Here is an 18,634-nt window from a genome sequence, read left to right as displayed (position 1 = left end):
CATAGATTATCAGCTCCAAGGAACTCAAAAGTTAAAAGGAGGGTAATTTTATGAAAACCAAGTCTATCAAAGAACCGATCCGCAAAAAGTGGATATGGGTCTTACTCTTCATCAATGTTGTACTAATCGTCCCGTGGTATTTTCCTGAAGGTGCAGTGGAACCGTTCATCTTCGGTTTTCCACTTTGGGCGTTCATCTCTACATTCTTCACCCTTGTTATGGGAGCTTACTTGAGCTGGCTTTGCATCTCACAATGGAACATCGTGGAAGAGGAAGAAGAAGCGGCAAAGAGAGAGGAGGAGGTCAAGCATGGATAATTTAACGTTTGCCGGTATGGACGGCATCATCATATTAAGTGTATTCGCGATAGTTATGCTATTAATCGGGTATTTCTCTGGTAAAGGGGACTCGAACCTGCATCATAGTCTTTCAGGTTATTATTTGGCAGGACGAAATCTAGGATTCATCGCGTTATTCTTTACTCTCTATGCGACGCAGTACAGTGGAAACACCATTGTTGGGTATGCACCGACCGGATACCGGACAGGTTTCTCTTGGCTGCAGTCGATCTCCTTTATGACGATCATCATCGGAATCTATCTTTTGTTTGCACCAAGACTGTACGTGGTGTCAAAGCGCAGGAACTTCGTAACGCCTACGGATTGGCTGGAATTTCGTTTTAAGTCGAAAGCCGTAACGTTATTAAGTATCTTTCTCATGTTATGGGGGCTAGGAAACTATCTATTAGAACAATTGGTCGCGATCGGACAAGCGGTAGCGGGTATGACTGGCGGAACGATTCCTTATGAGATAGCTGTTGTTGTATTCGTACTGGTCATGCTTGCTTATGAGTGGATGGGAGGCATGAAGGCAGTAGCCTTCACTGATGTTATGCAAGGAATCGTGCTCATGATAGGAATATTTGTATTCTTAGCTGGTGCATTGTATTTAGTAGGTGGAAACTTTACCGAAGTAACAAAGTATATTGCCACAAACGAGCCCGATAAGCTAGGTGTGCCTGCAATGGAGGTATCGGTGAACTGGTTTAGCATGTTAGTGCTCGTTGGACTAGGGGCCTCGATCTATCCACATGCGGTTCAGCGGATTTATTCAGCACAAAGTGAAAAGACGCTGAAAAAATCATTCGCTCGAATGGCATGGATGCCGCCGATCACAACGGGTCTTGTATTTGTTGTCGGAATCGTTGGAATCATGCTTTTTCCTGGACTTGATGCAGCGGGATCTGAACAGCTCGTAGGGTTAATGGCAAATAAGATCGCTGCGATCAATGGCTTTTATTATTGGATGATGATCATTTTCTTCGGTGGAATAGTAGCGGCAATCATCTCGACCGCTGACTCTGTTCTATTAAGTTTCTCATCTATGTTATCAAACGATGTTTACGGAAAGTTTATCAGCCCTAACGCATCAGAACATCGAAAAGTGATGGTCGGGAAAATCGGAGGTATCATTGCGATCTTCTTTCTTTTATGGATTGCATGGAATCCTCCAGGAACGCTTTATGAAATCTTTGTTTTGAAATTTGAGCTGCTCGTGCAAGTGTTCCCAGGTTTCGTGCTCGGGTTGTACTGGAAGCGTCTCGCGGCAAAACCGGTTTTCTGGGGAATGCTTCTCGGTGCGATTCTTGCGGGACTGCTCACACTTACTGGGTATAAAACCATATACGGAATTCATGGTGGCGTTCTCGGGCTGACTCTTAACTTTATCGTCTGTGTAGTCGGCTCCATTCTTGTTCCAGTATCATCGGAACAAACATTGAAGAAAGATGAGTTAGCAGTATTGGAGCTAAAGGCATAATACTATAGACAAAAAGAGTTGAAGTAAACATGGCAAATTTGATTATGAATATGAAACGAATGCTAATCGAGCCACACTGGCAGATGTTAATTTGGCTATTGATTGTTCAAGTATTAGTTGCCTTTGTCGGAAGAGGCTTAGTCCCCCTTGGTGTATTGATTGGAGCTGATCTGTCACTTTCAAAAGCTCAGATCGGCATGCTCCCTGCGGGTCTCTTTTTAGGACAAGCATTAGCGTCCATTCCTGCAGGATTCTTAGTAGACAGGGTTGGATCTCGGAGACTCCTCCTCGTTCTGTCGACATGTTTAGGAACAGGGTTTATCCTCTCGACATTTTTCACCCACTTTTGGTCCATGCTCCTTTTCGTCGTAATAGGTGGTCTAGGTTATGGTGCGATGCATCCCGTCTCTAATAGAGGCATCATCTACTGGTTCTCGCAAACGCAGCGAGGCACAGCGATGGGGATCAAACAGATGGGGGTAACGCTAGGTTCGGCACTTTCAGCAGTTATCTTACTTCCTGTAGCTGTTTCATACGGGTGGCGAACGGCGATGATCGGTGCAGCAATGCTGCTGATCGTAACAGGTATTCTATCTTTCTTCCACTATCGTGACTCTGAGAACGCTCCTGCAAACAATAGTAAGCAGAGGTTGTCAGTATTTTATAGATCGATGTGGGGGATGATTCGTAACAAGTCATTGCTCCTCGTCAGTTTAAGTGCACTCGGGCTTAACGGAGCACAGATGTGTTTGAACACATATCTTGTTCTTTTCGCTTATGAAAAATTAGGAATTTCGTTGTTTCTATCCGGTTTGTTGCTCGTTATTTCTGAAGCGTTCGGATCATTTGGCAGGGTAGCATGGGGTGTGATTAGCGACAGGATTTTTAATGGAGAACGAATAATCATTATCATTGTCATCGCGATTGTTTCATCAATAGCTAGCACGACAATGGCGCTTCTGCCAAATCATACGCCATTCGGAGTTCTTGTTCCAATCGTAGCTGTCTTCGGTTTTGCTGTGTCTGGGTTCAACGGGATTTGGATGAATCTTGCAAGTGAACTCGTTCCACCAGAACAAGCTGGTATATCAAGCGGGTTAAGTATAACGATTGGTTCACTCGGTGTCATGGCAGCTCCGCCAATCTTTGGACTCATGGTTGATTTAAACGGAAACTATTCTTCTGGATGGTTATTCATAACGTGCTTATTAGGTGTTGTAATGGCGATCCTAATCGTTCTGCTTCAAATAAATAAAAACAAAAAAGCGAGGGTGAATGAACATGCAATTTGACCCAAAGGAGCTAAATGAAAAAGACGTATACAAACTCTTGATTGGTTCTGTTGTGCCAAGACCTATTGCTTGGGTATCGACCATATCAACAGATGGTATTGTAAATCTAGCGCCTTTTAGTTTCTTTAACGTAGCGTCTAGAAACCCTCCTATGCTTTGTATATCGATTGGACCTGGCGTGGGTGAGAGAGAAGGCACAGAAAAAGACACGCTTGTAAATATTCGGAATCAAAAGGAGTTTGTTATTAACGTCGTACCATCATATTTGGGAAATGAGATGCAAAAAACATCTGAAAATCTCCCAAGTGATGTAGATGAATTTAATGCAGCGGGACTTACTACAATGGATAGCACCATCGTCAAACCAAAGCGAGTAAAAGAAGCGCCTATCCAAATGGAATGTCAGGTAGACCAGATCATCAAACTTGGAAGCGATCATTTAGTGATCGGAAGAATGGTTCGCTATCATATTAATGATGACTATTACCTCGGTAACTATAAAGTGGATTTAGAAAAGTTACAGCCACTGGGTCGATTAGCTGGTAATTATAGCGAGAGCAGAAAGTTCTTTTCATTACCTAGATAAAAAAAGCTTAAGGAGCAAGTGTCTCCTTAAGCTTTTTTACGGGTTATTTATTTTCATCCACACTTTTTGAATGGGTGCGTTAAAGGTTGCGGTTTGTTTAATATCTGGTAGTGTTGACACAAGCATTCATCTCCTAGTCTGAATATGTAACCATTTGGTTGTATGCCAATTCATTCTGAGGTGATTGGATAAATATGCTAAAATATAGGAATACAACGTGTTCATGAAAAGAGGCTAACGGAATGACCCAAACGCAAACAAGAAATGAACCAAAACGTATACCTGAAGAAGTAAAGGTAGTATTGGACCTTTATTTTGAAAGAATAGAGAAGAAGCTGCCAAATAAATTAGAGTCCCTTTATCTATTCGGCTCTGTTTCCATTGGAGCTTATCAAGAAGGATTAAGTGACATTGACTTTTACGCGGTAACAAAAGAAAAGCTAACACAATCAGATGTTGAGAAATTAAAAGAAATTCACCATGAGATGAGAAAAGAGTATCTGAAGCCGAGCTTAGATGGCATGTATCTGACGCGAGAAGATCTAGAGAGTGAAAACAACGGTAATTCTTCATGTCCCTATTTTAATGAAGGAAAGCTTCAAAGTTATCGACCTTTTCACCGTAATTGGATCGACACGTACCAACTTCAGACATATGGCATCGTCGTTAAAGGACTGCCGATTGAAACATACAATCTATCTGTAGATTGGACAGAATTGAAATCAAACTTGGTCGAAAACATTAACGGTTATTGGCTGAACTGGGTGAAGAACGGTGAGCGTTTTCCGTCTCTTCAATATATAGGATTATACATGAGTGCGAACATGACCGAGTGGGGAGTGCTCGGTGTGACGCGTCTTTATTATTCGTTAAGAGAGGAAGATATTACTTCAAAAACGGGTGCCGGTGAATACGCACTCCAAAAGGTACCTGAAGAATATCATCAAATCATCCGAGAAGCGCTGCGCATCCGAAACGATAATAAATTTTCGCGTTACGGCTCTATGAGGAAGAGAAGAAATGATGCATTGAACTATATGAAGTATATAATTAAAGAATGTAATAACTTGTAAGATTCATAGAAAAGGATGGGACGAAAATGGCGAAATTAGTATTTAAGAGAGACAGTCAGTTCATGAACAAGATGAGAAAGTTTGATATTTACCTGAACGAGAGCAAGACAGAACAGATCAAGGACGGAGAAACGAAACAACTGGACGTAGCACCTGGCGAGTATATCGTGAAGATGCAGATCGACTGGGTGGAAAGCGCAACGCACAGAATTCAGGTCGGTGCAGATGACACGGTTCATTTTCAGTGCGGCAGCCGATTGAAGGGCATGAAGATCTTGAAAGCCTCTTCTGCTATGAACACGGTGGATGAGTACATCTATTTAGAAAAGAAGTAAGGGAAATGAGGAGGGATTTCCGATGAACAGACTGCAGCACCTGCTTTTTGGATTTCTAGTAGGTATTGTGTTTCTAGCATTAGGAATAGTGGATGCTGGACGTTATGGTGCATTTGGCGATCTGTTTTATTTTATAAATGCCATATTGTTCTATGTAGGTTACGGAGTTGTGGTCTTTCTCGGAGTTTGGATCCTGTTCATAGTCATGGGACAACTTGGGGATGAATCACAAAAGGAGCGGGAGTAGTGGATAGCAGAATACAAGCATTCGTAGATCTAGCCAAAACAACGTTCGGACTAGGAAACTACTATTTACATCATCATAGTCTCTGGCGGGACGTGAATCATTTTAGCGAAACGAGTTACACACTTTGTTTGGAGTGGTTTCCGAATGGAACGGAGTCTGATGAAGATGGTTCCAATCCAGAAGGTACAGCAAGCATTGAATACAACGTGAACACCGGAAAATTAAAGAATGCGATCTTTGTTATGGGTGAGACTTATGCACAAGATGGAATCACGTTTAATGGTGGAACAGAGGAAGTCATTAAGTGGATCGAACAAAAAACAGGTTTAACATATAACGAGCAGTTCCAACTACATAACGAAACAGAAAATGAAATAGAGTTTAGAGCTATTATAGACGGTATTCCAGTCTCACCGGCTGGTTACATTGAAGTGAAATGGAATGATAATCGAGAGCTGACCTTCTTTTCGGTTCATGGAGAGTTTCCGACATGTGATCAAGTAATACGTGAAACCTATAATCTTTCATTAGAGAAAGCGAAACACGTTGCTAAGGAACAAGTGAGGAGACTAGAATTTCCGTCTTTTGAACAAAAGAAGGTATTTTTCGTGTATGGGGTAGAAGAGATCTACATAAAAAACAAAGATCAGATAACCAAACCGTTTGAAATGCTTCAAGATGGCGGGACTTCTAAAAAAGTGAATCATATTTTGCATTGGGATGAACCGATCTCTGGTGCTTTTGAACGTAAAGAGATCGATTGGCAAGAAGAGATTACGGCAGATGAAGCCTTTTCCTGCTCGCCTTCTCCAACAACCCGACCTATTACGGAGGAAGATGAGAAGAAGTGTGTGAAAGCAGTAGAAGGCTTGTTAAGGCAGGAATACCCGGAAGACTCTGGGATATGGTGTGTGACAACTCTACATCGAGACAAGAAGTTTCTAGTTGCGACACTCGGAACGGATCAACATGAAACACGGGTTTTTAAAAGAAAACTGTCAGTATTCCTTGACCCTCATACCATGGATGTTGTGAACTACATCGACAACCAGTTCATGGTAGAGATGTATGATTCCTTTGAAGCACCTGGCGATGTAACGGTCACACAAGACGAAGCGTATGAGAAATTGAAAGGTTTGTTTGAGCTCCATCCTTTTTATGTGTATGACGATGATGAGAAGCAGTATATTCTATGTGGGAAATTAGACTGTCATCACGGAGTGAACGCTGAAACAGGTGAAGTGGTTTTGTTGGATAATTTAGAATAAGTTCTACTTTCTCTCAAGAAAAAGGTCTATATCATACAGATACAGGAGGTCTTACATATGTATATTACCATTGCGGACTTTATTCGAGAATGGAATCGCGAAGCAACGCTAACGCAAAAGGTGTTAGATGGTTTAACCGATGAATCGTTGGAACAAAAAGTTTACTCGGAAGGACGTACGTTAGGAAGAATCGCGTGGCATCTAACGACTAACATTCCAGAGTACTTAGCTCATTTTGGTTTAAAAGTTGATGAAGTAAAACATTCGGAAGAGGTTCCAACATCAGCGAAAGAGATTGCTGAGACCTTTAAAGGATTAAGCTCTGCTGCAAAGAGAGCTATCGAAGAGCAGTGGACAGACGAAACTTTGAAAGAAGTGCAAATGGCCTTTGGTAGAGAAGAGTCAAACGCTCAAATTTTAATGGGACTCATCAAGCACATTGTTCACCATCGTGGACAAGTAACAATCCTAATGCGTCAAGCAGGAATTAAGCCATTTGGGGTTTATGGACCACCGAAAGAAGACTGGATTCATTTAGGTGTAGAAAATCCACCTCTTTAAATAGAAAAAGCAAGAAACAGAGGATTGCTAGGAAATTTTATGACGAAACACAAGTGAAAGTGTATTTCACACTTTTTGGGCGAATTAGTCAATACGTATACCTTTAAACATTTAAAAGACACCGTATTCATGCCTGAGGATTGGTTGCGGAATTGGTTTCAGAAGATGAAAGCTGGAGTGTGAATTGAATAGTTTTATCGCTGTTTTCAGCATTATTATGGAAGGGTTTTTTCAATATGAGAAGATATTTGCAATCAATTGTTTGGGCACTAATCGCAATTGGTTTGTTTATATACTGGTACATAACAAAATAGTGGTTGAATAGATGTATATGAGGTGCCAAAATGATTAACTACTCAGGAACACCCGTAATAGAAACAGAACGCTTACTTCTTCGTCCTTTGAAACAATCTGACACTCAAAGCGTATTTGACCATTGGCTTTCAGACGAACGGGTCGCAAACAATCGAGTGAACGCAGCTCACACGAGCATCGCTCAAACAGAAGAGCGTGTGAAAAAGATTGTGAGTCATTATGAAAATAAGGACTTTTGTTATTGGGGAATCGAGTTGAAAGATACAGGTGAACTGATTGGAGAAATTGATATTTACGATTTTGATAGCTCGACAGATAACTGCGAGGTAAGTTATTCGCTTGGATTCAAGTGGTGGAATCAAGGATATGGGACCGAAGCACTGCAAGCTGTTGTAGAGTTTGGCTTTCGTCAGATGAACATCCACAAAATCTCAGCTGCACATAACACTGACAATCCCGCTTCTGGCAGAATTATGGCCAAAGTAGGAATGAAACCAGAAGGCGTAATCCGGCACATGATTCGAAATGCGAAGAATCAATATAAGGATTGTGCGGTGTATGGAATTCTTCGGGATGATTAATAAAGATTATAAGAAAAAACTATAAAGCACATCAAATTAATGATGTGCCCATTTCATTTTATCAATCGCTAATGGCTGTACCTGAAAAAGTTTCTGGTCCAATACGAATTGTGCCTAAAAGATTAGAAGAGACGAACATTGTGTAAATTTGTTGTGGACCTGCAGGTGGATTGAAGTCAGATGCGTTGAAAGATATGAGTTGAGGCGCTAGAACATCTAAATTAAATGTTTGAGTCGCTGAGAATATCGTTTCATCTGTAGGAAGTGTACCTCGAACAACTGTAATTGTAATCCCAAGAAGTGCCAATGGAAGTTGTAATGCGATCGTACCTTGTAAAACTACACGAAGGTTAGGACCAGCGTTCTCAGTGTTTAAGCCAATTTGTCCAACTAATTGTGGAGTATTAATTGCAAGAATCGGAATGGCAATAGAGTTGGCATAACTAGCATTCTGACTTGTTCTTAAATCTAGAAATTGAGTCAAATTATCACCCCCTTTCTAATACTAGTGTATGACGCTTTTGTATAAGTGCTTGTACATGTTAAAAAATAGGTTGATTAGTAAAAATAGTTACTTTTCCTAACAAACAGTTGATATAATGACATCTGGAGAAATGCAAAGCCTCCGTTTAAGATCTTTAAACCATGTTGCTGATCGGCTTTCTCATCCTATGGTAACTGGTATACCGCTGAGGAACCAGTTTTGGGTTCGAAGCCCTAAATGAAGCCATTCACAGACTTTTAGGATTGAACAATTTTGCAGGTAAGACCTCCATTGTTCTCTCCATGTCTGTTGGGTGGTTTCCTATGTATTAAGTAAGGGGAATTGGGATGAAATCATTTTTAGAATATCTTGTAGTCATTGGGTTTGTATCTATTGTTGTGTTTGCCATTCTATCGATTATCAAGAAATTTTTTGCTTCGGTTACAGTGTATGAGTATGAACGTGGTGTGAAGTTTCAACATGGAGCTTTTCAGAAGATTGTGGGTCCTGGTAAGCATAAGTATTCTCCGTCTTCTACGGAAATCATGGTTTTTGACATGAGACCAACAATTCTGCAGCTGAACGGACAAGAGTTATTAACGGCTGATCAACTTAGTGTAAAGATTAGTGTTGCCGTAAAATATCAAATTACAGATCCGCAGATTCTGATCTCTGAATATGAAGATTATGAAGAACACATCTATATGAACGTGCAGCTCAAACTGCGTGATGTTGTATCATCATTAGAATTAGATGATCTGTTAGGAAAGAGGAATGAAGTAAATGATGCGCTTCAACAACTGCTTGTTGATAATGCGTTTGCTGGTTTATCCATCCTCTCAGTAGACATAAAAGATATTATGTTATCTGCTGAACTAAAAAAAGCATTCCTTGAGGTAATCAAAGCGAAAAAAGAAGCTCAGTCTTCACTGGAAAGAGCAAGAGGAGAAGCAGCAACTTTAAGAAGTCTGGCGAATACGGCTAAAATGCTGGAGAATAACCCAGAGCTGGCAAAACTTCGCCTGATGAAGACGATCGAGAATGCGAAAGGCAATACGTTTGTAATCGATATGTCAGATGGTAATCATAGTACGAAAGAGCAATCCAACGCGTAACAAAGAACGTGCATTTCTTCTAGAAGGAGAAGTGCACTTTTTTATGGAAAGAGTTAGTAGATTATGTGAGGAGTGGTTAGTATGAATCATCCGTTAGAAGCGGGATTAAAAAGAATGTTGCAAGAAGCATTTGATGGACCACAAAAACCAGTGACCGTTAGCTGGTTTACGAATACAAAACCAGACTCAGGCATATTTGGAGTTTTATCTCAACTATCTGCTGCTGATGCATCAAAACAAATCTATGGATCAACACTCGCCGCTCATACTGATCATGTTCGATATCATATGTGGGGAACTAATGAATGGTTGTATGATGGGACATTTCCAACAATGGATTGGAATAAAAGTTGGGAAATTCAAAGTGTCAGCGAAGAAGAGTGGCTTTCCTTTCAAGCAGGGTTGCAGCATGAATATCATCGCCTTTTAGAAAAGATTGATCACATAGAGTGGAATGAGGATTTAGCAAATGAAGTAGTAGGTTCGTTGGCGCACTCTGCATATCACCTTGGCGCAATGCAACAGATGATAAAATTTATGAAAGATCAGGTGAAATGAGATGTTTATCGCTGGAGTCTCAATCTTAGTTATCGTGGTTTTTACTTTGCTTGGTATTGACGTACAGTTGAGAAAAAATAATAAACAAAATGAAGAAATCATAGAGTTGTTGAAAGAGATCAATGAAAAATATTGAATGGTTTAGGTGCATGTTATGGAAATTAAAGTTCAAGCAGAAATCTATCGTCTAGGTCTTTTTATCGGCTTCTTTCAAGTGAAAAATGTCATCGAATGGGCCGATCAATTAATAGAGAAGTTGGATCAACCTCCATACGAAATTCTTGAAATCTCGTTATCTTCTAACTCAACAATAGCTTCGGTATGTTCAAAGTTAACCGATGTAAAAGGAAAGTATGATCAGGCGCTTCCGATCCAAGGAATTCTGAGTCTACTTAATGACGAACTAATTCAAACAAGTGATGTAACGCAAATATGTACCTATATGTATCGTCTTGTTGGTCACATTCCAGAGAGCTGTGATGATATTGAAAGGTCGATTATTAATCTAACAGATAGGTGGGAAATGGCAGTTGATGGCTACTATGGGAATGAAGAGGAAGCTCGTAATGATATTAATGAATTCCTAAAAGAATTTGGATCGTTAGAAGGTTGATTCTTATAAACTTGTAAATCATTTGAGCGAAAAAGGGATGTTTTATTAGAAATGAAAAATGTAATCAAATACACTACTATCTTTATTTGGGCTGTATTGTTTCTTTACTATTATGATAAATTTATGCCAGAAGGAATACTCTACTTGGTTATCGGAATTCCTGCGCTTTATCTAAGTGTTAGGGCAATTCTTTACCTTTTTAACAAGGAGGATAGGAAAGAGAGTAAAGGAAAAAGCGAAAAAAGCAGTTAGCTTTCTTCGCTTCAACACTTATTTCATCTCTGCTAATAATTCTTCTAACTGGTTCCAAGTCATTGTTACACCTTCGAGCATACCCATGTCTAGAACTGTCTTCACATCATCAGCAGATGCATATTCTGCACGGTTGATCAGTTTTGTTTGGTTGCCTTCTGAAACAAAGGTTAATGTAACTTCGGTTTGAGGCAATTCTTCAGAAACATTACCTTCAGCATCAGAAAACGCGTCTACGCTCTTGATTTTCTCTGGTGCCACGATCTCATGAAATACCGCTCTGCCCCAAGATTCGTGTCCGAAGTATTCTTGACTCTCATCTGTGCATTTCATGCAATAATGCCAAACACCTTCAGGACGGAATTCGAACTGTTTGATCGACATTGTCCAGCCACCAGGAGCCCACCAGCGCTTCAAATGTTCTTCTTCAGAAAAAGCTTTAAACACAAGTTCGCGAGGTGCATTAAAGGTACGTTCTAACACCAGTACATTTCCTTCTACTTTAGAAGTTAATTGATTCGTTTTATTTTCAACAGTCATTAATAGTTCCTCCTTCATTTATGTAGTGCCAAATATCGTTTATTTCATGTCTTTTAAATAATCATCTAAGCGGTCGAACCGATCTTCCCAAATGTTTCGAAAGGTATCAAGCCATTCTTCTAGTTCTAAGAAAGGTTGTGACTGCAGCTTATAGATTCGACGATTCGCAATAGGTTGAACCTCAACAAGTCCAGAATCACTAAGTACACGTAGATGCTTCGATACCTGCGGTTGGCGCAGCTTGAGGCTGTCGGCAATTTCTCCTACAGTGAGAGGACCAACTCTCAAAAGCTCAACAATGTGAAAGCGATTGGGCTCGGCAAGTGCATGCAAAGTTGTTAGTTTCTCGCCCATAAACTGTTCCTCCTTTCACATATAATATAACTCATAAGGAATATTCTTGTAAAGGAATATTCAAAAAGAACTTTTCGACATGAAGCAAACCTAGTGATTTTAAATGAAGCAGGTCATATGCTACATATTGAGCAGCGAAAAACTGTTCAACAACTAGTTGGAGATTGGTTTTAATAAGTCAACACTTGTTTCGAAGCTGCTTGCTAACACCAATAATTAAGTAAATCACGCCAATAATAAACACAACATGCACAGGAATTTTTATAGACGAGTTACTGTTAATCAGATATACGTACAAAGTAACTAATGCTGCTGTAATTGTAAACGAGACCCACCATTTTCTTATTCTAAATGTTGTATAGCCTACTATAAATGCTAAAAGGAGAAGTGTTGATGTGAGTATTAACCAATTTGTAAATGTAAGAAAGGGAAGAAGAAATAAACATATAATGAAGTAGATGCATACTACACAAAGGGCTTGTTTCAAATCGCATCTTCCTTATATTTGATATTAGGTACAAATCAAGAGCAATCATGATAAACCTGATGAAACCAATTTCAGTTTTATAACGCCTACTTGTATATAGAGTTTTTAAAATAGGGGGTTTTAGGATGAACAAAAAAGGGGTTCTTGCTCTTGTGCTGGCATTTTTATTCATCACGAGTTTCTTTACGTATTACATCATGAACGCAAAGCCGCCACCGGCAAGTGCTAAAACAGAAACAAACGTCACGATTCCAACTAAGCAAAGCACTTATTGCTGGGATGGATTTTTAAGTGGTGCGTGTGTAGATTATGCCGAGCCATTTATGATGAATGAAATAAAAGCTGTTTCCGTGTCACCAGGCGAAAAGATTGCTATATCGTATAAACGCAAACCGATTAAAGTATCAAAAGAAGTAAATGTATGGACCAAGGGGGAGTCTGATTTTAAAACTGTGACTTTACTAGATGGAGATCTTTATGTGGCTCCAAGCGAAAGTGGCACTTATGCTGTTAGTACGAACGGAACTTGGAAAAGAGGATCTTCCTCACAAGTATTCTTTATTATAGTGCAATAGAGTAAAACAAAAAAGTAACCCATCAATGTTTGCTAGGGATGGGTTACTTGTATAGACTTTTAACGTTTTTATTTCTTCTTCCTTTTTTCCATTTCTTTTTTAACTAAAGGAACGACTTTGTCTTTAATTCCTTTTTGCACTTTTGGATTGCTGAGTACTTTTTTGATTTGATCTTTCATGAATCGTGCCCCCTAAAATCGTGATAAAACTATGTTTCCCTTAAAGAGAGGGCAATTAAACCTGTATGAAAAAATGTATGTAGTAGTGTTTTGTAATATGAAAAGCCGCCCTGAAAGGCAGCTCATTGATTAACCGATTCGCTTTTTGTTTTTCTTGCTCTTACGTGCTTTCTTGCAAGCCAATAAGCCATCTAAAATACTAATGAAACTTCTCAAAGAAGACACCCCCATCTATCCCATGTTGAGAAAAGAATAAAGACTAAAATCTCTATTCCTTATATCATATGTGAGCTTGTCTTATTGGTTTGTACATTTGTTGAATCTATTAAAATTACTATAGAAGAATAGAGAATAGCATATGGAAATTAGAAGATATGCTAGGGGGTATTTCAATGGATGAAGAAATGGATAGAGTGAAAAAACGTGTAGATAAGCGTCTTGAACAGCATGCTAATCCTAAACATAGTGAAGTGCCATTTAACGATGCCATGGAACACTATGGAAAGATCGAGGGCTATCCAACTAAGAATCTTTCAAAGGTAAATCTCCAGGGGCTGCCACTGCCTATCCGTATACTCGGTTATTTCTTCATTGGAACGATGAGTGTGGGGATGATCACTGTTTTCCTTTTGTCGTTATTTAAATAAATCGTACAAAATTATGGCGAGGTGCTAACAGATGGATAAACGTGTTCAATTCGATTTTGAAATTGATTTTACCAATGGCGGGGGATTACAAGGACAGGAATTTCGTCTGGATCTCCATGGAGATGATATTTCAGATGAAGAGCTGGCGAAATATATCGTGGAGGATATGAGACTGTTGATGGTGGGAGAAGTACGGATCTTGAATAAGAAGATTATTGAGGAAAAGCATAAGCGGAAATTGTGATTGATGATTACAAGGATTCATGTTTGCGAATGTAAAGCGAAGTGGTGTCTCTGATTCCACAAACGAACAGGTGACTTTAGGATAACTCTATAGGAAGGTGAATAGAATCTTAGGATTTTCTTTAACTGCTGTGTTTAATTTCCTCTTTGGGTATTTATTTCATTATATGTCTGTTTTATTTGTGTTACTTTATTTGTACATTGCAGAAGCTCTTGGCTGGACATTAGATCCTACATTAGAAAAAGGTTTATTAATTCCAATTCTCATTGCAACAATATTTGCAAGTTTGATTTACTTCTCAATAATTGTTATTACAAACAAATACTTGTGGAAGAAAACTCACTTGAAAAAATCCTATTTCTTATTAATGATCTTAGTAACTTTCTCATTAGGAGTCCTTTCTAACGGAGAAAGAATTAATATCTTATTCAGCTAGCGGTTACCTTGATAAAGGCATTAGAAAACGACCAAACTCTGGTCGGTGTTTTTGATGGTATTTACATATCCAATTATTACGAGAATGCCTCTGAATAGTGCACAACACCTTGAACTTGAGCTAAGGAATTCTCAGTTAACTCAAGCGCCAAAAAGACTTCATCTGGAACATCAAAAGGAGCTTTAATTCCCCATGTGCTGGCCCTCTTGAATCCAAACTTCGGATAATAATCTTGATGACCTAAAACGATGACTGACTGATAGCCTAAACTCTTGGCAGACGTTAGGGCTGCTTTAATAAGTTGACTCCCGATACCTTTATTTTGATACACGGGAACAACAGAAACGGGTGCAAGTGCTAGTGATTCAACGAACTGTTTATCATTAACAATTTTCACTTTTGAAAGAAGAACATGCCCGATGATTTCATGTTTCTCATTTTCAGCGACTAAAGAAAGTTCAGGAACGAATGCTCCTGTCTCCCTGATTCGATTTACGAGAATATGCTCTTTTTTATCACTGAATTCCTCTGTTTCAAATGCTTTTCTAACCACTTCTTCAGTCTTTTTAAAATCTTCAATCCGTTCGATGCGAATTTTCCAATCCATTTGTAGTCTCCTCATCTTATCTTCTATGAATGGCACCTACTTTCTGTAAACGAAGAAAGAAGGTTTACTTACGCAGCTCTAAACATAAGTTGATCAAACAAAAACCTCCATCTGAAATATGTTCTATCGTATTAAGTTATTGATCTGACGTCAACTCTGAGAGATTGTTAATGAAGTTAGCTTTTTCAAAAGGAATTATTGTGTTTTCATAGAAATGATAGAAGTTGATCAAATAAAAAATGATTAGGGGGCTGCTCTATGCCAAAAAGTATGTTGAATCCTAAAGTTGATGAATTTTTGAAGGAAGCAAAATCGTGGAAAGAAGAGTTTGAACAGTTGCGAAGAATCGTATTAGACTGCGGCCTCACTGAAGACTTTAAATGGATGCACCCGTGTTATACGTTAAATAACAAGAATGTTGTTTTGATTCATGGATTCAAAGAATATTGTGCTCTATTGTTTCATAAAGGCGTTCTGTTGAAAGACGAAAAGAAGATTTTGATTCAACAAACAGAGAATGTGCAATCAGCTCGTCAAATTCGATTTACGAATGTTCAAGAGATCCTTGATTTAGAAAGCACGCTCAAAGCTTATATACATGAAGCGATTGAAGTAGAAAAATCTGGGGTAGAAGTGCAATTGAAGAAAACGGCGGATTATTCTATACCCGTTGAATTCCAAAATAAAATGGATGAGATCTCAGATTTAAAAGAAGCTTTCGAAGGTTTAACACCAGGGAGGCAAAAAGCTTATATTCGGTATTTTGCTGAAGCAAAACAGTCTAAAACGCGAGAAGCTCGCATCGAAAAATATATGGACCAGATCCTTGATGGAAAAGGGTTAAATGATTGCACGTGCGGGCTATCCAAACGAATGCCTAATTGCGACGGCTCACATAAAAGTATTCGATAAAAAAGCTAAGAAATCTGTAAAAGTGAAGGAGCTATGGAATGTCTAAGTGACAGACGAAATTAGTACCTACATCAAGAGGAACATTTGAATTATTTATAAAAGGTGAGGGCAAACCAGTCTGCGTGACTCACCATTATTCGGAGTTTAACGATTCTGGTGATTATTTTGCGGACTCTTTTACAGACCGTTATCAAGTGTATTTAGTCAACCTAAAAGAAGCGGGGAATACTTCAAAAGCTATTCATCCTCACGAGTTGAGCATGTTTGACGCTGTATACGATTTAGAAGCTATTAGAGAAGCGTTAGGTATCTCTGTCTGGACATATGCTGGGCACTCAACTGGTGGCATGATCGGATTGTTATACGGTATCCACTTTTCTTCATCACTTTCGTCTTTAATTATCGTCGGATCGGCTGCGAGAAAATATGCAAATTCTTCTCCCGCGTGTATTTATCATTGTGAGCACCCGAAGTTTGATTACATGCAACAACTCATTGAAACACTTAAGGATCCAGATTTATCTCCAGTCGAAAGGGCTACCATTTCTAAAAAGCGAACAAAGCTTTCTCTACATACTCCCGAGAAGTATGACGAATATTTCTCCTTACCAATTACGAAAAAAATGTCGGCATCTCGTATGAATTTTTTTATTAGAGAAGAAATGATATTTGATGTTTCGAGGCAACTGCATAACATAACGACTCCCACATTAATTATGGGTGGAGTGCATGATGTTCAATGTCCTATAGCGTTTTCAGAGGAAATGAAAGAGGCGATTCCTCAATCTACTTTTGTTCGTTTCAACGAAAGTAATCACTATCCTTTTCTTGAGGAATCACGTTTGTTTAAAGAAGAAATTCAGAAGTTCATGAACAAGGTTGTTGAAATGAAAATCTAGTGTAATCGCTTAGGAGAGAGTTGTAATGTACACACATATGCCGCCGGACTACACGTGTCCTTTTTGTTTAGTAGTTCAAGGAATTGAGGACCCCAATAACAAACTGGTTCAAAGTAAGCAGCAAGATATTATTTATCAGGATGAGTATGTGACGGCACTCATCGCAGCGTTATGGTGGCCAAACAACAAAGGTCACGTGATCATCATCCCTAATCGTCATTATGAAAATATTTTTGATCTGCCACTCGATATTGCTGCTCACATCCATAAGATTGCTCAGCGAGTTTCTTACGCTCTTAAAGATTGCTACAAAGTGCGATGGAATCTCCACTAGGCAGCATAACGAACCAGGTGGAAGTCAGGATGTATGGCATTATCACCTGCATGTGTACCCGCGGTATTTTAACGATGATCTTTATCTGACCCATGGCAGTCTTAGCGACCCAGCAGACCGTGCGGCTTATGCAACAAAACTTAGAACTTGGTTTCAGTCACATACATAGTTAAAACGCTAGTCATTACATAAAAAGAGGATGTCATTCATGAATACACATACCGAGTTAAAAGAGATTGAAGCTTATTTACTGAAGAAATATGATTGCCACACCATCATTTTGTACGGATCATATAGTCGTGGAGATCATACAAAAGAAAGCGATGTTGATCTTATATGTTTTTCGGATTCCGTTACCGAGGATAGGAATGAAGTTGAGTTTATAGATGGAAAGCAACTAGATGCGTGGATCTATCCGACAGAAAAGATGAAGCAGTCTGAACCCTTTTTGCGGGTACATAAAGGCGAAATTTGGATCAACAAAAAAGGTCTAGCGGAAGACTTTTTGACTGGTATTCAAAACACTTTTGAGCAAGGTCCGAAACAGTTAACTGATGATGAAAAAGACTTCCAGAAAAGTTGGCTTAAAAAGATGCAGGTGAGATCGGCTAAAAATGATATAGAAGGAAACTATCGATTTCATTGGATGCTAAAAGACAGTTTGGAAATCTATTTTGAATTAAAAGGTGAGTGGTTCCTCGGACCAAAGGTTTCTTTTAGATGGTTGAAAGAGAACGATCCTATGGCTTTGAATCTCTTTGAACGTGCATTAGCTGCAGGTTCAACTGATAAGAGTACAAAGAAATTAATAGATTACCTATGTGAGTTGTAAGAATGAGAATAGACCCACAGTACCTAGTGCATAACGGCTATGAGTTTGTTGATTTTATTAGTGTGACGGAAGAACAGTTACATAATTTCGCTCCACTTTCAGGCTCATATGCTGTCATCAAATGTGAAGGCAAATATCTTATGTGTTTTAACTCTTTGAGGCAGCAATGGGAATTGCCAGCCGGAAAGAGAGAAACGGGTGAAACACCAAAAGAGTGTGCAGTTAGAGAGCTTTTTGAGGAAACGGGACAAAGGGTTGCAGAACTCTGTTTAGTAGGTCTATTAATTTCAAAGAATATAGTTAATGGATTCATTAAACGAAATCCAGTGTATTTTTCTGAAGTCGGACAGGTCCAACCGTTTATTGAGAATGCTGAAACAACAATGATCACGCTTTGGGATACGAAGATACAGATTGGTAGAGTGGATGCTCTAGATTTGAGAATACTAGAGTATGTAAGCTGAATGTTGTAGGATGAAAGGAGGAAACT

At 39.1% G+C, this 18,634-nt stretch carries 25 protein-coding genes; 21 read left to right on the top strand and 4 right to left on the bottom strand.

The features are described 5' to 3' along the window. The first annotated feature begins 50 nt into the window (after positions 1 to 50). The 10 genes from H9648_RS17630 (at position 51) to H9648_RS17585 (ending at position 8,076) form a co-directional block, all read left to right on the top strand. The gene (locus tag H9648_RS17630; RefSeq protein WP_191755112.1) at positions 51 to 317 is read left to right on the top strand and encodes a hypothetical protein; all 267 of its coding nucleotides are present in this window, start codon (positions 51 to 53) and stop codon (positions 315 to 317) included. Beyond that, the gene (locus H9648_RS17625) at positions 310 to 1,818 is read left to right on the top strand and encodes a sodium:solute symporter family protein (RefSeq protein WP_191755111.1); all 1,509 of its coding nucleotides are present in this window, start codon (positions 310 to 312) and stop codon (positions 1,816 to 1,818) included. The genes H9648_RS17630 and H9648_RS17625 overlap by 8 nt, the downstream gene beginning before the upstream one ends. Positions 1,819 to 1,847: 29 nt before the next feature. Further along, the gene (locus H9648_RS17620) at positions 1,848 to 3,110 is read left to right on the top strand and encodes an MFS transporter (RefSeq protein ID WP_225218975.1); all 1,263 of its coding nucleotides are present in this window, start codon (positions 1,848 to 1,850) and stop codon (positions 3,108 to 3,110) included. Further along, a complete protein-coding gene (locus tag H9648_RS17615; RefSeq protein WP_191755110.1) occupies positions 3,100 to 3,696 on the top strand; it encodes a flavin reductase family protein in 597 nt (198 codons plus the stop codon). Before H9648_RS17620 ends, H9648_RS17615 begins: the two co-directional genes overlap by 11 nt. A 242-nt stretch (positions 3,697 to 3,938) precedes the next feature. Next, positions 3,939 to 4,769: a nucleotidyltransferase domain-containing protein gene (locus H9648_RS17610; RefSeq protein ID WP_191755109.1), complete on the top strand. Its 831-nt coding sequence runs from the start codon at positions 3,939 to 3,941 to the stop codon at positions 4,767 to 4,769. Positions 4,770 to 4,795: 26 nt separating this feature from the next. Then, positions 4,796 to 5,104: a hypothetical protein gene (locus H9648_RS17605; RefSeq protein WP_191755108.1), complete on the top strand. Its 309-nt coding sequence runs from the start codon at positions 4,796 to 4,798 to the stop codon at positions 5,102 to 5,104. Positions 5,105 to 5,126: 22 nt separating this feature from the next. Then, positions 5,127 to 5,351, top strand: coding sequence for a hypothetical protein (locus tag H9648_RS17600; RefSeq protein WP_191755107.1), 225 nt, complete (start codon positions 5,127 to 5,129; stop codon positions 5,349 to 5,351). Continuing rightward, complete coding sequence (locus H9648_RS17595; protein WP_191755106.1) at positions 5,351 to 6,619, top strand: hypothetical protein; 1,269 nt, start codon at positions 5,351 to 5,353, stop codon at positions 6,617 to 6,619. The genes H9648_RS17600 and H9648_RS17595 overlap by 1 nt, the downstream gene beginning before the upstream one ends. A gap of 57 nt (positions 6,620 to 6,676) precedes the next feature. Further along, positions 6,677 to 7,180 carry a DinB family protein gene (locus tag H9648_RS17590; RefSeq protein WP_191755105.1) on the top strand — a complete coding sequence of 168 codons (504 nt, stop codon included), beginning with the start codon at positions 6,677 to 6,679 and terminating at the stop codon, positions 7,178 to 7,180. Positions 7,181 to 7,524: 344 nt separating this feature from the next. Further along, a complete protein-coding gene (locus H9648_RS17585) occupies positions 7,525 to 8,076 on the top strand; it encodes a GNAT family N-acetyltransferase (RefSeq protein WP_191755104.1) in 552 nt (183 codons plus the stop codon). Positions 8,077 to 8,137: 61 nt separating this feature from the next. On the opposite strand, the gene H9648_RS17580 is transcribed toward H9648_RS17585, so the two are convergent. Beyond that, positions 8,138 to 8,560 carry a hypothetical protein gene (locus H9648_RS17580; protein ID WP_191755103.1) on the bottom strand — a complete coding sequence of 141 codons (423 nt, stop codon included), beginning with the start codon at positions 8,558 to 8,560 and terminating at the stop codon, positions 8,138 to 8,140. A gap of 347 nt (positions 8,561 to 8,907) precedes the next feature. Here H9648_RS17580 and H9648_RS17575 point away from each other — a divergent pair, with 347 nt between their 5' ends. The 3 genes from H9648_RS17575 (at position 8,908) to H9648_RS17565 (ending at position 10,846) form a co-directional block, all read left to right on the top strand. After that, positions 8,908 to 9,675, top strand: a complete 768-nt coding sequence (locus H9648_RS17575; protein ID WP_191755102.1) for a slipin family protein — start codon at positions 8,908 to 8,910, stop codon at positions 9,673 to 9,675. 81 nt (positions 9,676 to 9,756) lie between these two features. Beyond that, on the top strand, positions 9,757 to 10,233 hold the full coding sequence (locus tag H9648_RS17570; RefSeq protein ID WP_191755101.1) for a hypothetical protein: 477 nt from the start codon (positions 9,757 to 9,759) through the stop codon (positions 10,231 to 10,233). A 154-nt stretch (positions 10,234 to 10,387) separates the two neighbouring features. Continuing rightward, entirely contained in the window at positions 10,388 to 10,846 is a 459-nt protein-coding gene (locus tag H9648_RS17565; RefSeq protein WP_191755100.1) for a hypothetical protein, read from the top strand. Between the two features lie 270 nt (positions 10,847 to 11,116). On the opposite strand, the gene H9648_RS17560 is transcribed toward H9648_RS17565, so the two are convergent. Continuing rightward, positions 11,117 to 11,638, bottom strand: coding sequence for an SRPBCC domain-containing protein (locus H9648_RS17560; protein WP_191755099.1), 522 nt, complete (start codon positions 11,636 to 11,638; stop codon positions 11,117 to 11,119). A 39-nt stretch (positions 11,639 to 11,677) separates the two neighbouring features. Continuing rightward, complete coding sequence (locus H9648_RS17555; protein WP_191755098.1) at positions 11,678 to 11,992, bottom strand: ArsR/SmtB family transcription factor; 315 nt, start codon at positions 11,990 to 11,992, stop codon at positions 11,678 to 11,680. A 612-nt stretch (positions 11,993 to 12,604) separates the two neighbouring features. Between H9648_RS17555 and H9648_RS17550 the strand changes: the two genes are divergently transcribed. From H9648_RS17550 to H9648_RS17540, 3 genes are all read left to right on the top strand, one after another. Continuing rightward, positions 12,605 to 13,054 carry a hypothetical protein gene (locus tag H9648_RS17550; RefSeq protein ID WP_191755097.1) on the top strand — a complete coding sequence of 150 codons (450 nt, stop codon included), beginning with the start codon at positions 12,605 to 12,607 and terminating at the stop codon, positions 13,052 to 13,054. A 571-nt stretch (positions 13,055 to 13,625) separates the two neighbouring features. After that, complete coding sequence (locus tag H9648_RS20785) at positions 13,626 to 13,880, top strand: hypothetical protein (RefSeq protein ID WP_225218974.1); 255 nt, start codon at positions 13,626 to 13,628, stop codon at positions 13,878 to 13,880. A 31-nt stretch (positions 13,881 to 13,911) separates the two neighbouring features. Further along, on the top strand, positions 13,912 to 14,124 hold the full coding sequence (locus H9648_RS17540; protein WP_191755096.1) for a cyclase: 213 nt from the start codon (positions 13,912 to 13,914) through the stop codon (positions 14,122 to 14,124). Between the two features lie 512 nt (positions 14,125 to 14,636). Here H9648_RS17540 and H9648_RS17535 read toward each other — a convergent pair. Then, positions 14,637 to 15,167: a GNAT family N-acetyltransferase gene (locus H9648_RS17535; RefSeq protein ID WP_191755095.1), complete on the bottom strand. Its 531-nt coding sequence runs from the start codon at positions 15,165 to 15,167 to the stop codon at positions 14,637 to 14,639. 258 nt (positions 15,168 to 15,425) lie between these two features. Here H9648_RS17535 and H9648_RS17530 point away from each other — a divergent pair, with 258 nt between their 5' ends. The 5 genes from H9648_RS17530 (at position 15,426) to H9648_RS17510 (ending at position 18,608) form a co-directional block, all read left to right on the top strand. Then, entirely contained in the window at positions 15,426 to 16,079 is a 654-nt protein-coding gene (locus tag H9648_RS17530; protein ID WP_191755094.1) for a DUF1801 domain-containing protein, read from the top strand. A 95-nt stretch (positions 16,080 to 16,174) separates the two neighbouring features. Beyond that, positions 16,175 to 16,978, top strand: a complete 804-nt coding sequence (locus H9648_RS17525; protein ID WP_191755156.1) for an alpha/beta fold hydrolase — start codon at positions 16,175 to 16,177, stop codon at positions 16,976 to 16,978. 25 nt (positions 16,979 to 17,003) lie between these two features. After that, positions 17,004 to 17,312 carry an HIT family protein gene (locus tag H9648_RS20780; RefSeq protein WP_225218973.1) on the top strand — a complete coding sequence of 103 codons (309 nt, stop codon included), beginning with the start codon at positions 17,004 to 17,006 and terminating at the stop codon, positions 17,310 to 17,312. 208 nt (positions 17,313 to 17,520) lie between these two features. Beyond that, complete coding sequence (locus H9648_RS17515; RefSeq protein WP_191755093.1) at positions 17,521 to 18,144, top strand: nucleotidyltransferase domain-containing protein; 624 nt, start codon at positions 17,521 to 17,523, stop codon at positions 18,142 to 18,144. 2 nt (positions 18,145 to 18,146) lie between these two features. After that, positions 18,147 to 18,608, top strand: a complete 462-nt coding sequence (locus H9648_RS17510) for an NUDIX domain-containing protein (RefSeq protein WP_191755092.1) — start codon at positions 18,147 to 18,149, stop codon at positions 18,606 to 18,608. The last annotated feature ends 26 nt before the right edge of the window (positions 18,609 to 18,634 follow it).

It is taken from the genome of Fictibacillus norfolkensis, assembly GCF_014836645.1.
In the GTDB taxonomy this organism is placed as follows: domain Bacteria; phylum Bacillota; class Bacilli; order Bacillales; family Fictibacillaceae; genus Fictibacillus; species Fictibacillus norfolkensis.
This window is presented reverse-complemented; position numbering and strand designations above follow the sequence as displayed.

Coding starts and splice junctions, on each gene's coding strand:
- H9648_RS17630 (WP_191755112.1), top strand. CDS start 51: ATGAAAACCAAGTCTATCAAAGAACCGATCCGCAAAAAGTGGATATGG.
- H9648_RS17625 (WP_191755111.1), top strand. CDS start 310: ATGGATAATTTAACGTTTGCCGGTATGGACGGCATCATCATATTAAGT.
- H9648_RS17620 (WP_225218975.1), top strand. CDS start 1,848: ATGGCAAATTTGATTATGAATATGAAACGAATGCTAATCGAGCCACAC.
- H9648_RS17615 (WP_191755110.1), top strand. CDS start 3,100: ATGCAATTTGACCCAAAGGAGCTAAATGAAAAAGACGTATACAAACTC.
- H9648_RS17610 (WP_191755109.1), top strand. CDS start 3,939: ATGACCCAAACGCAAACAAGAAATGAACCAAAACGTATACCTGAAGAA.
- H9648_RS17605 (WP_191755108.1), top strand. CDS start 4,796: ATGGCGAAATTAGTATTTAAGAGAGACAGTCAGTTCATGAACAAGATG.
- H9648_RS17600 (WP_191755107.1), top strand. CDS start 5,127: ATGAACAGACTGCAGCACCTGCTTTTTGGATTTCTAGTAGGTATTGTG.
- H9648_RS17590 (WP_191755105.1), top strand. CDS start 6,677: ATGTATATTACCATTGCGGACTTTATTCGAGAATGGAATCGCGAAGCA.
- H9648_RS17585 (WP_191755104.1), top strand. CDS start 7,525: ATGATTAACTACTCAGGAACACCCGTAATAGAAACAGAACGCTTACTT.
- H9648_RS17575 (WP_191755102.1), top strand. CDS start 8,908: ATGAAATCATTTTTAGAATATCTTGTAGTCATTGGGTTTGTATCTATT.
- H9648_RS17570 (WP_191755101.1), top strand. CDS start 9,757: ATGAATCATCCGTTAGAAGCGGGATTAAAAAGAATGTTGCAAGAAGCA.
- H9648_RS17565 (WP_191755100.1), top strand. CDS start 10,388: ATGGAAATTAAAGTTCAAGCAGAAATCTATCGTCTAGGTCTTTTTATC.
- H9648_RS17560 (WP_191755099.1), bottom strand. CDS start 11,638: ATGACTGTTGAAAATAAAACGAATCAATTAACTTCTAAAGTAGAAGGA.
- H9648_RS17555 (WP_191755098.1), bottom strand. CDS start 11,992: ATGGGCGAGAAACTAACAACTTTGCATGCACTTGCCGAGCCCAATCGC.
- H9648_RS17550 (WP_191755097.1), top strand. CDS start 12,605: ATGAACAAAAAAGGGGTTCTTGCTCTTGTGCTGGCATTTTTATTCATC.
- H9648_RS20785 (WP_225218974.1), top strand. CDS start 13,626: ATGGATGAAGAAATGGATAGAGTGAAAAAACGTGTAGATAAGCGTCTT.
- H9648_RS17540 (WP_191755096.1), top strand. CDS start 13,912: ATGGATAAACGTGTTCAATTCGATTTTGAAATTGATTTTACCAATGGC.
- H9648_RS17535 (WP_191755095.1), bottom strand. CDS start 15,167: ATGGATTGGAAAATTCGCATCGAACGGATTGAAGATTTTAAAAAGACT.
- H9648_RS17530 (WP_191755094.1), top strand. CDS start 15,426: ATGCCAAAAAGTATGTTGAATCCTAAAGTTGATGAATTTTTGAAGGAA.
- H9648_RS20780 (WP_225218973.1), top strand. CDS start 17,004: ATGTACACACATATGCCGCCGGACTACACGTGTCCTTTTTGTTTAGTA.
- H9648_RS17515 (WP_191755093.1), top strand. CDS start 17,521: ATGAATACACATACCGAGTTAAAAGAGATTGAAGCTTATTTACTGAAG.
- H9648_RS17510 (WP_191755092.1), top strand. CDS start 18,147: ATGAGAATAGACCCACAGTACCTAGTGCATAACGGCTATGAGTTTGTT.